The sequence below is a fragment of the Sinorhizobium fredii USDA 257 genome (assembly GCF_000265205.3).
GTDB classification, from domain to species: Bacteria; Pseudomonadota; Alphaproteobacteria; order Rhizobiales; family Rhizobiaceae; genus Sinorhizobium; species Sinorhizobium fredii_B.
Window position 1 is genome coordinate 5,656,048 of record NC_018000.1, and the last position, 13,953, is coordinate 5,670,000.

At 60.2% G+C, this 13,953-nt stretch carries 11 protein-coding genes, 1 tRNA gene and 2 rRNA genes; 2 read left to right on the plus strand and 12 right to left on the minus strand.

All coding sequences use genetic code 11. The features are described from left to right. Nucleotides 1-47: 47 nt before the first annotated feature. The gene (locus USDA257_RS38095) at nt 48-278 is read left to right on the plus strand and encodes a hypothetical protein (RefSeq protein WP_223843377.1); all 231 of its coding nucleotides are present in this window, start codon (nt 48-50) and stop codon (nt 276-278) included. Here USDA257_RS38095 and USDA257_RS26525 read toward each other — a convergent pair. From USDA257_RS26525 to USDA257_RS26565, 9 genes are all read right to left on the minus strand, one after another. Beyond that, complete coding sequence (locus tag USDA257_RS26525; RefSeq protein ID WP_223843378.1) at nt 259-939, minus strand: alpha/beta fold hydrolase; 681 nt, start codon at nt 937-939, stop codon at nt 259-261. The two genes, USDA257_RS38095 and USDA257_RS26525, sit on opposite strands and share 20 nt — an antisense overlap. A 147-nt stretch (nt 940-1,086) precedes the next feature. Next, nucleotides 1,087-2,418 carry an MFS transporter gene (locus USDA257_RS26530; protein WP_014766074.1) on the minus strand — a complete coding sequence of 444 codons (1,332 nt, stop codon included), beginning with the start codon at nt 2,416-2,418 and terminating at the stop codon, nt 1,087-1,089. A gap of 42 nt (nt 2,419-2,460) precedes the next feature. Next, nucleotides 2,461-3,249: a benzoate diol dehydrogenase BenD gene (benD, locus tag USDA257_RS26535; RefSeq protein ID WP_014766075.1), complete on the minus strand. Its 789-nt coding sequence runs from the start codon at nt 3,247-3,249 to the stop codon at nt 2,461-2,463. Continuing rightward, on the minus strand, nt 3,246-4,271 hold the full coding sequence (gene benC / locus USDA257_RS26540) for a benzoate 1,2-dioxygenase electron transfer component BenC (protein WP_014766076.1): 1,026 nt from the start codon (nt 4,269-4,271) through the stop codon (nt 3,246-3,248). Before benC ends, benD begins: the two co-directional genes overlap by 4 nt. Nucleotides 4,272-4,313: 42 nt before the next feature. Then, nucleotides 4,314-4,802: a benzoate 1,2-dioxygenase small subunit gene (gene benB / locus USDA257_RS26545; RefSeq protein WP_014766077.1), complete on the minus strand. Its 489-nt coding sequence runs from the start codon at nt 4,800-4,802 to the stop codon at nt 4,314-4,316. Beyond that, on the minus strand, nt 4,799-6,157 hold the full coding sequence (locus USDA257_RS26550) for a Rieske 2Fe-2S domain-containing protein (protein WP_014766078.1): 1,359 nt from the start codon (nt 6,155-6,157) through the stop codon (nt 4,799-4,801). The genes benB and USDA257_RS26550 overlap by 4 nt, the downstream gene beginning before the upstream one ends. 99 nt (nt 6,158-6,256) lie before the next feature. Continuing rightward, a complete protein-coding gene (gene catA / locus USDA257_RS26555) occupies nt 6,257-7,195 on the minus strand; it encodes a catechol 1,2-dioxygenase (RefSeq protein WP_014766079.1) in 939 nt (312 codons plus the stop codon). Nucleotides 7,196-7,270: 75 nt separating this feature from the next. Further along, nucleotides 7,271-7,561: a muconolactone Delta-isomerase gene (gene catC, locus USDA257_RS26560; RefSeq protein WP_014766080.1), complete on the minus strand. Its 291-nt coding sequence runs from the start codon at nt 7,559-7,561 to the stop codon at nt 7,271-7,273. Nucleotides 7,562-7,565: 4 nt separating this feature from the next. Continuing rightward, nucleotides 7,566-8,717, minus strand: a complete 1,152-nt coding sequence (locus tag USDA257_RS26565; protein WP_014766081.1) for a muconate/chloromuconate family cycloisomerase — start codon at nt 8,715-8,717, stop codon at nt 7,566-7,568. A gap of 93 nt (nt 8,718-8,810) precedes the next feature. Between USDA257_RS26565 and USDA257_RS26570 the strand changes: the two genes are divergently transcribed. Next, the gene (locus USDA257_RS26570; RefSeq protein ID WP_014766082.1) at nt 8,811-9,743 is read left to right on the plus strand and encodes a LysR family transcriptional regulator; all 933 of its coding nucleotides are present in this window, start codon (nt 8,811-8,813) and stop codon (nt 9,741-9,743) included. Between the two features lie 220 nt (nt 9,744-9,963). Here the strand turns inward: USDA257_RS26570 and USDA257_RS26575 are convergent. The 3 genes from USDA257_RS26575 to USDA257_RS26585 all read right to left on the minus strand — a co-directional run bounded on the left by USDA257_RS26575 (nt 9,964) and on the right by USDA257_RS26585 (nt 13,585). After that, nucleotides 9,964-10,040: transfer RNA gene (locus USDA257_RS26575), tRNA-Met, on the minus strand. Between the two features lie 248 nt (nt 10,041-10,288). Next, nucleotides 10,289-10,403 (minus strand): 5S ribosomal RNA (gene rrf / locus USDA257_RS26580). A 228-nt stretch (nt 10,404-10,631) separates the two neighbouring features. Then, nucleotides 10,632-13,585, minus strand: a 23S ribosomal RNA gene (locus USDA257_RS26585). Between the last annotated feature and the right edge of the window lie 368 nt (nt 13,586-13,953).

The following is a 13,953-nucleotide window of genomic DNA, read 5'->3' on the forward strand; positions in this document are numbered from 1 at the left end:
GAATAAAGGCCGCTCCTTCGGGGGAGCGCTGTGTAAACGGGTTCCTTTTGCGTGCATCGCCCGACCGCATGACGCCCGACAAGCGGAGCGCCGCCGCAAGCCGCGGCTCAGGACCGAAGAAAAGCCAGGAGTGCGGCGTTGAACGCCTGCGACGACTCGATATTGACGACATGCCGGCCGGGCAGCGGCAGGTGCCGGCCCTGTTCTACGCAGGCGGCGATGGTCTTGAGGTCCGACGGTGGACATACCGGATCGTCGTCACCGGATATGGCAAGTAGAGGATTGGCGATTCGTTGGAGGTCCTCGCGCAGGTCGGCGCCTGCCAGAGCCGCAGCAGCCGTTATAGCCATCCACGGTTGTCGCAACAAAACTGTCGAGCACCTTCTGGACTACACCGGGCTCGACCGTACGGAACTCTGGCGTGAACCAGCGTTCAGCCGTGGCTGCGATCAAGCTCGCTAGGCCATCCGCTTTAACCGCTTCGATGCGTGCCATCCAACTCTCGGCAGTGCCGATCCGGGCCGCCGTCGCGCAGACCGCGATCCTATCGAAGCGGTGACTGGCGTTGACACCCAGCCACTGCCCGGTCAGGCCGCCGATCGACAAACCGCAGAAATGCGCACGCTCGATCTTCAGCGCGTCGAGCAGGGCGATGACGTCGTTGCCAAGGTCGGACAGCGCATAGGGCGGCGGCGGCGGCGGCGAAGACCTGCCGTGACCACGACAATCGTAGCGCAGCACGCGAAAATGCTGCGACAGTTCAGCGATCTGCGGATCCCACATGTGCACGTCGGTGCCCAGCGAATTGCAGAAGACGAGCCATGGTGCGGAAGTGTCGGCACCATCGATCCGGTAATGGAGGCGGTGGGTGGGAAGATTCAAATATGCCGTGATGGCGGTGTTGCCGTCTTCCGGCGAGGATAGCAGGGTCATGCGCATCATTCCTTGCAAGGATCAAAATATCTGCTCGGCTCACCTTGGCTCCTACTGCATGGGATTCAGGCAGCGCACGGCGTTCAACCCATGCGCTGCCTGGAAACCGATGACCGGCGGCCCGGCAGGAAACCGGCGTGGCGATCCTTGTTCCTACGCTGTCACCGGTTGCGGTTCCTCTACGCGGCGCGCATTGCTCACCGCGAAGACCAGCATCGCCAATGCGGAAATCGCCGCCGGAATGGAGAAGATCAGGAAGTTCTGCTGGAGCGGATATTCCTGCGCCAGCAGCAAGCCGCCCAGCGTCGGACCCACGATCGCCCCGATGCGGCCGACGCCCGAGGCCCAACCCAGACCGGTGGAGCGCACCGAGAGGTTGTAAAGCTGGGCAACGCTGGCATAGAGCAGGATCTGCGTGCCGATTGTCGTGCCGCCGGCGACGAAGACCATCAGGAACAGCAACGCCGGCGACGCATTCAGACCGATCAGCGCAATCGACAATGCGCCGGCAATGAAGAAGCCGACCACGACCTTCGGCAGCCCAAACCGGTCACCGAGCCAGCCGCCTGCGATTGCCCCTGCCATGCCGCCGAAATTGAGCGAGAAGAGGCTCAAGAGGCTGGCCTTCTCCGCATAGCCGGCTTCCTGCAGGACCGTCGGTAGCCAAGAAGACAGCAGATAGACGAGCAGCAGGCAGCAGAAGAATGCCACCCACAGCATGAGCGTACGCAGCGTGCGCTGGTGACGAAACAGTTCGATGACCGATGCCGAAGCACCCTTGGTCTCGTTGAAGACCAGCTTGTCGCCGCTTCCCAGACGCGAGGACGGGGCGATCTTGGCGTAAATCTCCTTTGCTTGCTCCTGCCGCCCTTGCCGAATGAGGAAACCGAGCGATTCAGGCAGCCTCCACAGGATGAACGGAAGCATCAGCAGCGGGATCGCGGCGATGAAGAACATCGGCTTCCAGCCGTATTGCGGGATCATGCCGATGCCGACGCTGGCCGCAACCATGCCGCCGACCGAATAGCCGGAGAACATCAGCGCGACCATCGTGCCGCGAAGGCGCTTGGGGGCGTATTCGTTCATCAGCGCTACGGCGTTCGGCATCAGCCCGCCGCAGCCGAGACCGGCGAGGAAACGGAACACCTTGAATTCAACCGGCGACGAGGCGAAGCCGGTCAGAAGGGTGGCGACGGTGAAGAGCAGGAAGCTGATCGCAATGCCCTTCTTGCGCCCGATCCTGTCGGCCAGCGGGCCGAAAAAGAGGGCGCCGAACATCATGCCGAACAGCGCCCACGCCTGCAATGCGCCGGCCTCCGGCTTGCTCAGCCCCCATTCCGCAATCAGAGTCGGCAACACGGTGCCGGCAACGAAGACGTCATAACCGTCGACGATCAGCAGCAAGGCGCACAGCCCGACCACCATCCATTGAAAGCTCCCGAAGGGATTGTTGTCTATGGCTTCATTCACGTCGATAGTGCGCATTATCGCTCCTCCCCGAGTCGTTACGCAGTCAGTCTTGAAATTTCAGCCGAAGTCGCCTCCCGCGACCGGCAGAACGCTGCCGGTGATGTAGGACGCCTCGTCCGATGCCAGGAACAGGATAGGTGCGGCCTGTTCCTCGATCGTGCCGTAGCGCTTGATGAAGCTCGATTGCTTCACCTGCTGGACGACGTCGGCCATCCAGGCCTTCTCCGCTTCGGTGTCACCGGCGGCATTGCGCGGGATCCGGCGCGGCGGCGCCTCCGTGCCGCCCGGCGCCGTGGCGACCACGCGGATGTTGCGTCCGGCGAGCTCCATCGCCAGCGACTGCGTGATTGCGTTCACGCCTCCCTTAGCGGCCGAGTAGGGCATGCGGTGGATGCCGCGCGTGGCGTTCGACGAGACATTCACGACGACGCCGCCACCGCGCGCGAACAGATGCGGCAGAACAGCATGGCAGCAATAAAGCGTCGGCATCAGCGAACGGCGGATTTCGGCGTCGATCTGCTCAGGCTCGAATTCCGCGAAGGGACGCATGCGGATCGCCCCGCCGACATTATTGATCAGGATGTCGATGCCGCCGAACCGCTCCTCGGCAAACCGCATCGCTGCCGCCGCGCCTTCATAGGTTTCGAGGTCGGCATTGAAGGCCGCGGTTTTGGCGCCCGGGGCCTCGGCAGCGACCTCGGTGACAAATTCGGCGCGATCCACGAACAGCACCTTGCCGCCCTCTTCCGCGGCGCGGATCGCCACGGCACGGCCGATGCCTTGCGCGGCGCCCGTGACGACCACCACCTTGCCGGCAAAACGGCCTTCGAAGCGTGCCGTGCTCACGCGGCCTCCTTCACGGCCGCATTGGGCGTGAACTTCTCGTAGTGGAAGCTGTTGGGCTTCACGCCTTTGTCGCCGAAATACTGGCGCACGGCATCGACCATCGGCGGGGGACCACACAGATAGACGTCGACATCGCCGCCATTGAGTGCCTCTTCCGGCATATGCTGGGTCACCCAGCCTTTGCGCGGATGGCTGGAGGCCTCCTCGGCCACGACCGTGCTGTATGTGAAACTGGCAAGCCGTTTGGCGTAGGCCTCGATCTCGTCGACGAGCACCAGGTCCAGGTCCCGGGTGACACCGTAGACGAGATGGACGTGCTGCTGCGAGTTCTCGCGGGCCAACACTTCCAGCATCGACAGGAACGGCGCGAGACCGGTGCCACCGGCCAGGAACATGAGCGGGCGCTTGACCTCCCGCAGATAGAAACTGCCCAGGGGGCCCGTCAGCTCGAGCTTTGTTCCGACTTCGCACCGCTCCAGCCAGTTGCTCATCACGCCGCCCGGGATCTTCTTGATCAGAAAGCCGATGCGCTGTTCGCCAGGCGCCGTGCTGAACGAATAGGAGCGGTGTTGGCCGCTGCCGGGCACGTCGATGTTGACATACTGGCCGGGCAGGAACACGGGCGCCGTGGCGTCGACTTCCAGTTCCAGCACGATCGCCGCATCGTTGTGCGGTACCACACGCGTGAGAGTGGCGGCGAATTTCTGCTGCCCGGTCTTGCAGGCAACCGAGGTCGTGGGGACCGCGATGATGCCGTCGGAGGACGGCCTCATCTGGCAGGTGAGGACGAGACCGCTCTGCGCCTCGTCGGCGGTCAGCGCATCATCGATATAGTCGTCGCCGAGGTCGTAGGTACCGCTCTCGGCACGGCACTTGCAGGTGCCGCACACGCCGTCGGAACAGTCCATCGGCAGGTTGATCTTGTTGCGGAAGGCGGCATCGAGAACCTTCTCGCCGTCCTTGCATTCGATGAAACGGGTAACGCCGTCCTCGAAGTTCAAAGCGATGCTGTAGCTGGCCATGGAACCCTCCTCACCAGTTCCTGTGTCGTCCGGCGATGCCTGTCAGATGTGATAGACGTCGATGACCTGGCGGATGTAGTCGTTCTTCAACACGATCTTCTTGCTTGAGATCAGCAAGCGGTCGTCGCTCTTGCGCAGGGTGACGAACACGGTCCCGAAGAAGTGGTCGGTGACCTTGTAGCGGTGATTGAGCGTGTGGAAGTTGTAGCGGACATCCGCCTCCTCGCCGCGTTGCGCCAGCACCTCGACATTGTTGACGTTGTGGCTGGTGCGCGGCTCCGGTGTCGACGCTCCGGACCGCTCCGTCTTGATCCGGAACACGCGGTCTTCCAGACCTTCGCGGTTCGGATAGTAGATCAGGGAAATCTCCGACTGCGGATCCTCGGTGATCTGGTCGTCATCGTCCCAGGATGGCATCCAGTAGGTCGCGTCCTGGGCATAACAGGTCAACCACTCATCCCACTGGCGGTCGTCCAGCAGACGTGCCTCCTTGTACAGGAAGGCGCAGATGTCTTCGTAGGAAATGCTCATGCCGCCACCTCCTTCTTTTCGGCGGCGAGCGCCTCGCGCATCACCTTGGCCCAATATTCGTGCTGGCGGACGAACAGTCCCTCGTCCTCGCTGCGTTCGCCGGACAGAAGCGGCTCGATACCCATCCTCCTCGCGTTGTCGTCCGGACCGTCGATCCACAGGGGCGCGCCCCGGGACAGATCGTTCCAGAGCGCGGCCGTACCGGCATAACCGGCCTGGCAGGCGCGGAACTCTTCCAAGTCGTCGGCGGTGCCCATGCCGGAAACATTGAAGAAATCCTCGTACTGGCGAATGCGCAGCGCCCGGGCCTCTTCGCTCTCGCCCTTCGGCGCGAAGCAGAAGATGGTGATTTCGGTTTTGTCGACGCTGAGCGGGCGGGTGACCCGGATCTGCGTGCTGAACTGGTCCATGAGGAAGACGTTCGGATATAGGCAGAGATTGCGGGTCTGATTGACGATGAAATCCGCCTTCTCCGCGCCGACGCGCGCCTTGATCTCGTCGCGCTGGTTATAGACCGGGCGGACTTCCGGGTTCATCGTGTTCGTCCACAGCAGGATGTGGCCATTCTCGAAGCCGTAGACGCCCGCCACGGAACGGCTCCAGCTATTGGCGTCGACCGCCTTCGTGCCCTCTTCCTTGCGCCGCCCCATCGTCGCGGCATAGTTCCAGTGCACGGAGCTGACGTGGTAACCGTCGCAGCCGTTCTCCATCTGCAGCTTCCAGTTTCCGTCGTAGATGTAGGACGAATTGCCCCGCAGCACTTCGAGCCCGTCTGGCGCCTGGTCGACGATCTGGTCGATGATGACCTTCGTCTCGCCGAGATAGTCCTGGAGCGTCGCCACGTTTTCGTTCAGGCTGCCGAACAGGAAGCCGCGGTAGCTCTGGAACCGGGGCACGCGCTTCAGGTCGTGCGAACCGTTCTGCGCAAACTGGGGCGGATATTGGGTGGTCTTCTCGTCCTTGACCTTGAGCAGCTTGCCGGTGTTGGAGAAGGTCCAGCCGTGGAAGGGACAGGTGAAGCTGCCCTTGTTGCCGTGCTTGCGCCGGCAAAGCATCGCGCCGCGATGGGCGCAGGCGTTGATGACCGCGTGCAGGTCGCCGTTCTTGTCGCGGGTCACGACCACCGGCTGGCGGCCGATATAGGTCGTATAATAGTCGTTGTTCTCCGGCACCTGGCTTTCATGGGCCAGATAGACCCAATTGCTTTCGAAGATGTGCTTCATCTCCAGTTCGAACAGGTCTTCGTTGGTGAAGATGTCACGGCGGCAACGGAACATGCCGGCTTCCTTGTCATCCTGCACAGCCGTGGCGAGCAGATGGTCGAGATCCCGGGCCTTATCGATAATCGCAGACATAGCTTACCTTCCGCAAAGGCAGAGCTCGGAACAGTGCCGCCTTTGCACGAATAACGGTGGTTGGGGATGGCGGCTTTCACGGGCCGCCGCTGTCATCGCTTACGCTGCAGCACGCTTGCGCTGCTCGTTGATCTGGTTGTCCACACCGTCCACCAGCGCGGTGAGGCGAATATCGAATTCAATTTCGGCAAACGGGCCGCTGAGATTGTTTGCTTTGATGCTGGTCTCATCGGTCCGCTCGATGATGGCCGGGACCAGGCCGTCGCGCGTCGCATAGGCGAAATCGTCATTGACCAGAGGGTCGCCGTCGATGTTGATCTGGGTCGTCAGCTTGCGGTGACCGTCGGCGCTGATGAAGAAGTGGATATGCGCCGGACGCTGGCCGTGGCGGCCGAGCGCGGAAAGCAGCCGCTCGGTCGGACTGCCAGGCGGCACGCCATAGCCGTGCGGCACGATGCTCTGGAACTTATAACAGCCGTTTGCGTCGGCGATGATCGTGCGACGCATGTTGAACGGCGCCTGCTTTCCGGTCGGGTCGAAATGCGAATAGAAGCCGCGCGTATCACAGTGCCAGACCTCGACCAGAGCGCCCGACAGAGGCTTGCCATCGGCTCCGTAGACAGTGCCATGCATGATCAAGGTGTGGCCGTTGGCGTCGGTGCCGTCGTCAAGACGCGCAAAGCCGTGCGATACCGGCGCGCCGGCCACATAGAGCGGGCCTTCGATGGTCCGCGGGGTCGGATTGTCGATGCCGAGTGCCTCATCAATCGCGTCGAGGCGCTCATCGAGGAAATGGTCGAGGCCGAGACCAGGCGAGATCAGGCCGGCCTGTCCGGCGGCACCGATTTCATTGAGCCAGGCGATACCGGTCCAGTATTCGTCGGGGGTGATATCGAGATCATCGATCGCCTTGAACAGGTCGGACATAATTCGATGAACGATCTGCTTGACGCGCGGATTGCCGCCGACCTTGTCCAAACCGCTCAGGGCCTTCAGAAAGTCCTGGATATCCGCTCTTTCGAAAATCTTCACGTTCATGGTGATTCCTCCACTCGGATTGTTTTGAAACTGCGGCGGCTCCCGTCCTCCCGGAAGCACCGGTGACGACGGCACTTAGCTGTCGTCCTCACGGATCGCGGAGGGATGCCGCAGAAGCGGCGTCACCTCGATGTCCATGAATTTGAACAGCGGAAGTCCCGAGAGTACCTCGTGCAATTCCGCATTATCCCTGACGTCAAGGACGCTGTAGTTCGCGTACTGACCGGCGATCCGCCAGATATGCCGCCACTTGCCGGTACGCTGCAGTTCCTGCGAATAGGCTTTCTCTCGGGCGAGGATCTCGGCCGCCTCGGCAGCGGGCAGGTCGAGGGGAAGGTTCACGTTCATCCGCACATGAAAGAGCATGGTCTCACCCCACCACACGCAAGGTCGAAGCGTGCTTGCCGTCCCTGCGGAACCGATCGACGGCTTCCGCGGAGAGCGTCACTCCGAGCCCGGGATCCGTTGGCAATTGCAGCTCGAAGTTCTCGTAGCGCAGCGGCTCCTCCAGGATTTCCTCGGTCAGCAGCAGGGGACCGAAGAACTCGGTGCCCCATTCCAGTTCCTTGACGCTTGCGAGTAGCTGACAGGCGGCGATCGTGCCGACTGGCCCCTCCAGCATGGTACCGCCATAAATGCTGACGCCTGCGGCTTCGGCGATCGCGATCACCCGGGCGGCGGCAAACAGCCCTCCCGCCTGCTCGATCTTGATCGAGAACACGTCGGCAGCCCGCGCTGTCGCCGCCTCGAGCGCGCTTTCAGGCCCAACCAGAACCTCGTCGGCCATGATGGCGATCGAGGACGTTCGCCGTAGACGGGCGAGCGACGCGATCCCGTGCACCGGTTGTTCGACCAGCACGCAGCCGGCGTCGGCCAGGGCCGCGATCGCATTGCGCGCCTCCCGCTCCCGCCAGGCCATGTTGACGTCGACCCGGATGGAGGCCAGGTCCGGCAGCGCCCTTCGAATGGCGCTCACATGGCGAATGTCCTCTTCGATCGATTTGACGCCGATCTTCAGCTTGAAGTCCTTGTGGCGCCGCCGGTCGAGCATGGCTTGCGCCTCATCGATATCCTTGGCGGTGTCACCGGAGGCGAGCGTCCAGGCAACTGGAAGGCTGTCGCGACGCCGCCCACCGAGCAGTTCCGACATCGGCAGGCCGAGGCGATGCGCATGGCAATCGAGCAGGGCGGCCTCGACCGCGCATTTGGCGAAGTGATTTCCCTTTACCGCCTTGACGACGACGTCCATGGCCGCCTGGATGCGCGTCGCGTCACGGCCGATGAGCAGCGGCGCGATATACGCGTCGATCGTCAGCTTCATGCCTTCCGGACTTTCCGGCCCGTAAGCGAGACCGCCGATCGTCGTCCCCTCTCCGAGCCCCTCGAAGCCGTCGGAGCAGCGGACGCGGACGATGGTCATGCTTTGCCGGTTCATGGTCACCATCGACAGCCGATGTGGCCGGATGGTGGGCAGATCGAGTATAATTGTTTCGATCGCGCTGATGCGGCTTTCCGTGGACACCGGGCTTCCTCCTTGATTGCGAGGAAATTAGCGTCCACTTTAAAATGAGTCCAAAACTATAAAAGTTGGTTTTGATACCTGAAAGGTATAATCGTGGAGCTGAGGCAGCTGCGCTATTTTCTTGCCGTCGCGCGCGAGCGGAACTTCTCGCGGGCCGCGGAAATCCTGCACATTGCACAGCCGCCCCTCAGTCGGCAGATCCAGCAATTGGAAGAGGAACTCGGCGTTCTGCTTATCGACCGGTCGAACCGTCCTCTCGATCTGACGGAGGCCGGCCGCTTCTTCTACGAACAGGCCGGACAGATCATTGCGCGGACGGAACACATGCGCGAGCAGACGCGCAAGATCGGCTTGTCGAAACGGGAGCGTTACGTCATCGGCTGCGTCGGCTCGACCCTTTATGGCGGCATGCCGGACCTCGTCCGCCGCATGCGCAAGCGCTGGCCGGATCTCGACATCGAGATCCGCGAAATGATGTCGACCGAGCAGGTGACCGCTCTCAAGGAGAGGCGGATCGATCTCGGCTTCGGCAGGGTTCGCTTCAACGACCGGGAGGTCGAGAGGCTGACGCTTCGAGAGGAACGACTGGTCGTCGCTTTCCCCAAGGGGCATCCGAAATCGCTCCCCACCGAGCCGATCGCGCTTGCCGAACTGGAAGGAGAACCGCTCATCGTCTATCCGTCGGCGCCGCGTCCGAGCTTTGCCGACGAGGTCCTCAACATGTTGACCGAGCAGGGCATTTCGCCTGCCAGCGTGGAAGAGGTCCGTGAGATTCAGACCGCATTGGGTATTGTGGCGGCCGGGGTCAGTCTCTGCATCATTCCCGCGGCGTCGCAACGGCAAAGACCCGACGACGTATGTTACCGCACCATAAAAGACGAGAACGCCACCTCGCCGATCATCATGAGCTTCAGGCGCGACGACCAGAAAGGAAGGATCGAAGAGATCAAGCAGATCATTCGCGAGATGTACGCCGACAACCCGCCTTGGCTGCAGCTGTCCAACGTCCAACTCGACGGAGCCTGAGCCTTGCCTCGCATCCTGAGCTGCGCTGAAAGCGGCCATTCCAACAGCAACTCATGGCGGCAATTGTAGTGGTGATGCTGATGGAGAAGCGGCTGCGCGCGGAGATCCGGAACCATTTCGAGGAGAAGCTGGCAGTGGCGAGTTCGGTGTGTGCGGTGGGCGGTAAAAGCAAAAGGCCCGCCTGGGATGATCCGGGCGGGCCTTGTTGTTGTCTTGCGATTGGTTGCGGGGGCAGGATTTGAACCTGCGGCCTTCAGGTTATGAGCCTGACGAGCTACCGGGCTGCTCCACCCCGCGTTATTTCTGAACCGGCTGTTTTAGCCCGGTTGTTTTTGTGTTTGCCGGTCCTCGGCCTTTGGCCTGCGGTCCGGAGGGCTGCTGCACCCGGCGTTATTTTTGCGGTTTCCGAAGCAAAAAAGGCCGCGTTGAGCGGCCCATTGTTTCGGCCGGGCCGAAGGCTGAAGAGAAGATGATCTTTTTGCGCCGCTGCCTTGTCCGTCTCGTTGGCTCGACGGGGAGCGGCGTTTTACGCTTGCGATTTGCAGACCTGGCAGCGACCTACTCTCCCGCGTCTTAAGACGAAGTACCATCGGCGCTGGGGCGTTTCACGGCCGTGTTCGGAATGGGAACGGGTGCAGCCACCCCGCCAGAACCACCAGGTCGGCAAAGCGCAAGCTTTGCTCCCCGGAGGGAGCAAACTGATTTGAGAAGCTGGCTGAAGTTTTCACTTCATTTTTTGAACACGTCTTTGACGGTGCTTGTGGCGCTTGCCGAGCTTCAGCTCCGCAAGGCCAAAGGCCGTCGCGCCATCTGGCGCGGCCCGTCCGGAGCGCTTTGGCGCGTCAGGACAGTCAACAGCTCATCTTTTGATGAGCATGAGCAATGGGAACGATCAAGCCGATCGAACGATTAGTACCGGTAAGCTTCATGCGTTGCCGCACTTCCACACCCGGCCTATCAACGTGGTCGTCTTCCACGGTTCTCAAGGGAATACTCGTTTTCAGGTGGGTTTCCCGCTTAGATGCCTTCAGCGGTTATCCCTTCCATATATAGCTACCCTGCTATGCCCTTGGCAGGACAACAGGTCCACCAGAGATATGTCCATCCCGGTCCTCTCGTACTAGGGACAGATCCTGTCAATATTCCTACACCCACGGCAGATAGGGACCGAACTGTCTCACGACGTTCTGAACCCAGCTCACGTACCGCTTTAATTGGCGAACAGCCAAACCCTTGGGACCTGCTCCAGCCCCAGGATGCGATGAGCCGACATCGAGGTGCCAAACAACCCCGTCGATATGGACTCTTGGGGGTCATCAGCCTGTTATCCCCGGCGTACCTTTTATCCGTTGAGCGATGGCCCTTCCACGCGGGACCACCGGATCACTATGACCGACTTTCGTCTCTGCTCGACTTGTCAGTCTCGCAGTCAGGCGGGCTTATGCCATTGCACTCGACGAGCGATTTCCGACCGCTCTGAGCCCACCATCGCGCGCCTCCGTTACTCTTTCGGAGGCGACCGCCCCAGTCAAACTACCCACCATACACTGTCCCGGATCCGGATGACGGACCGCGGTTAGACATCCATGACGATAAGGGTGGTATTTCAAGGATGGCTCCACGAGAACTGGCGTCCCCGCTTCAAAGCCTACCACCTATCCTACACATGCCGACACGAATGCCAGTGTAAAGCTATAGTAAAGGTGCACGGGGTCTTTCCGTCTGACCGCAGGAACCCCGCATCTTCACGGGGAATTCAATTTCACTGAGTCTATGTTGGAGACAGCGGGGAAGTCGTTACGCCATTCGTGCAGGTCGGAACTTACCCGACAAGGAATTTCGCTACCTTAGGACCGTTATAGTTACGGCCGCCGTTTACTGGGGCTTCGATTCAGAGCTTGCACCCCTCCTCTTAACCTTCCAGCACCGGGCAGGCGTCAGACCCTATACGTCGTCTTGCGACTTCGCAGAGCCCTGTGTTTTTGATAAACAGTCGCTACCCCCTGGTCTGTGCCACCCCATCTGACTTGCGTCAAAAAGGGTCACGCTTCTTCCGAAGTTACGCGTGCAATTTGCCGAGTTCCTTCAACATAGTTCTCTCAAGCGCCTTGGTATACTCTACCTGACCACCTGTGTCGGTTTCGGGTACGGTCTATACGGTGGAGCTATTTCCTGGAACCGCGCCGCCGCCCGGACAATCCAATAAGTCCGAACAACTTGTGCGATCCGTCACTACCACCAGGCCCACGAATATTAACGTGGTTCCCATCGACTACGCGTGTCCGCCTCGTCTTAGGGGCCGGCTAACCCTGCTCAGATTAACTTTAAGCAGGAACCCTTGGTCTTTCGGCGAGAGGGTCTCTCACCCTCTTTATCGTTACTCATGTCAACATTCGCACTTCCGATACCTCCAGGACCCCTCACGGGTATCCCTTCACAGGCTTACGGAACGCTCCGCTACCCCTACGTCTTCGCTAGAAGATCGTAAGCCTCAGCTTCGGTGCATGGCTTCAGCCCCGTTACATTTTCGGCGCAAAGACCCTTATTTAGACCAGTGAGCTGTTACGCTTTCTTTAAATGATGGCTGCTTCTAAGCCAACATCCTGGTTGTTTTGGGATCCTCACATCCTTTCCCACTTAGCCATGACTTGGGGACCTTAGCTGGAGGTCAGGGTTGTTGCCCTTTTCACGACGGACGTTAGCACCCGCCGTGTGTCTGCCGACTAGTACTCCCCGGTATTCGGAGTTTGGTTAGGATCAGTAAGACGGTGAGTCCCCATAGCCCATCCAGTGCTCTACCCCCGGGGGTATTCGGTCGACGCTCTACCTAAATAGATTTCGCGGAGAACCAGCTATTTCCGAGTTTGATTGGCCTTTCACCCCTAGCCACAAGTCATCCCAATCTATTGCAACAGATGCGGGTTCGGTCCTCCAGTTGGTGTTACCCAACCTTCAACCTGCTCATGGCTAGATCACTCGGTTTCGGGTCTAATGCGACATACTAAGGCGCCCTGTTCAGACTCGCTTTCGCTACGCCTCCACCTACCGGCTTAAGCTTGCATGTCACACTAAGTCGTTGACCCATTATACAAAAGGTACGCCGTCACCCTTGCGGGCTCCGACTGTTTGTAGGCATCCGGTTTCAGGTTCTATTTCACTCCCCTTGTCGGGGTGCTTTTCACCTTTCCCTCACGGTACTTGTTCGCTATCGGTCATGCACGAGTACTTAGGCTTGGAGAGTGGTCTCCCCATGTTCAGACAGGATTTCTCGTGTCCCGCCTTACTCAAGGACAATGCGTGTTCTACGTGTACGGGGCTATCACCCGCTACGGCCGACCTTTCCAGATCGTTCCACTTTATTCCGCATTGCCACTGGCCTGGTCCGCGTTCGCTCGCCACTACTTGCGGAGTCTCGGTTGATGTCCTTTCCTGCAGGTACTTAGATGTTTCAGTTCCCTGCGTTCGCTTCTTATCCCTATTGAATTCAGGATAAGATACCTTTCAACAATGCTTGGAAACCATTTTGGTTCTTCTAACGCCGGACGACCGGCGACGCGCTTTGCGCTTGCAAAGCTCCGCTTCGAACTCCGTCCCCCGCGAGGGAAACGTGTTCGGTGCGCAGCACCGCAAGGCCAAAGGCCGTCGGCGATCGTTCGCCGTACCGTCGGACCAACGGTCCGACAACCAAAATGATTTCCCAAGCATCTAAGGTGGGTTTCCCCATTCGGAGATCCATGGATCAAAGCTCATTCGCAGCTCCCCACGGCTTATCGCAGCGTATCACGTCCTTCATCGCCTGTGCATGCCAAGGCATCCACCAAATGCCCTTTTGACACTTGATCGTTCTCATTGCCAATGCTCATCCTTATTTGGGTTTGGCTAAGCTTACCCACTCGGCTTGTCGCCTCGTAGGGCAGCCAAACCTGGCCATCCGGGCACAACTGAATGTGCCGCGAAAGCCGCCCAAAAGCCCGGTTACCTTTTACAACCGGGCCAATCAGATGCCATCGACGTGTTCGACAGGTCTGCTTTATTGGAACCACGCCGAGCGGTTCGCTTGCAGCCTGTCTTAAGACCAGCTTCTCGAGATCTGTCCGGTGATGCGCGGTCAGGCAACACCAATCAGCCATGAACACCAGAAGGGCATCCCGAAGGACACCCCAACAACATCCATGCCTTGAACGACAAGACTTCCCTCCTACCTCCAGCC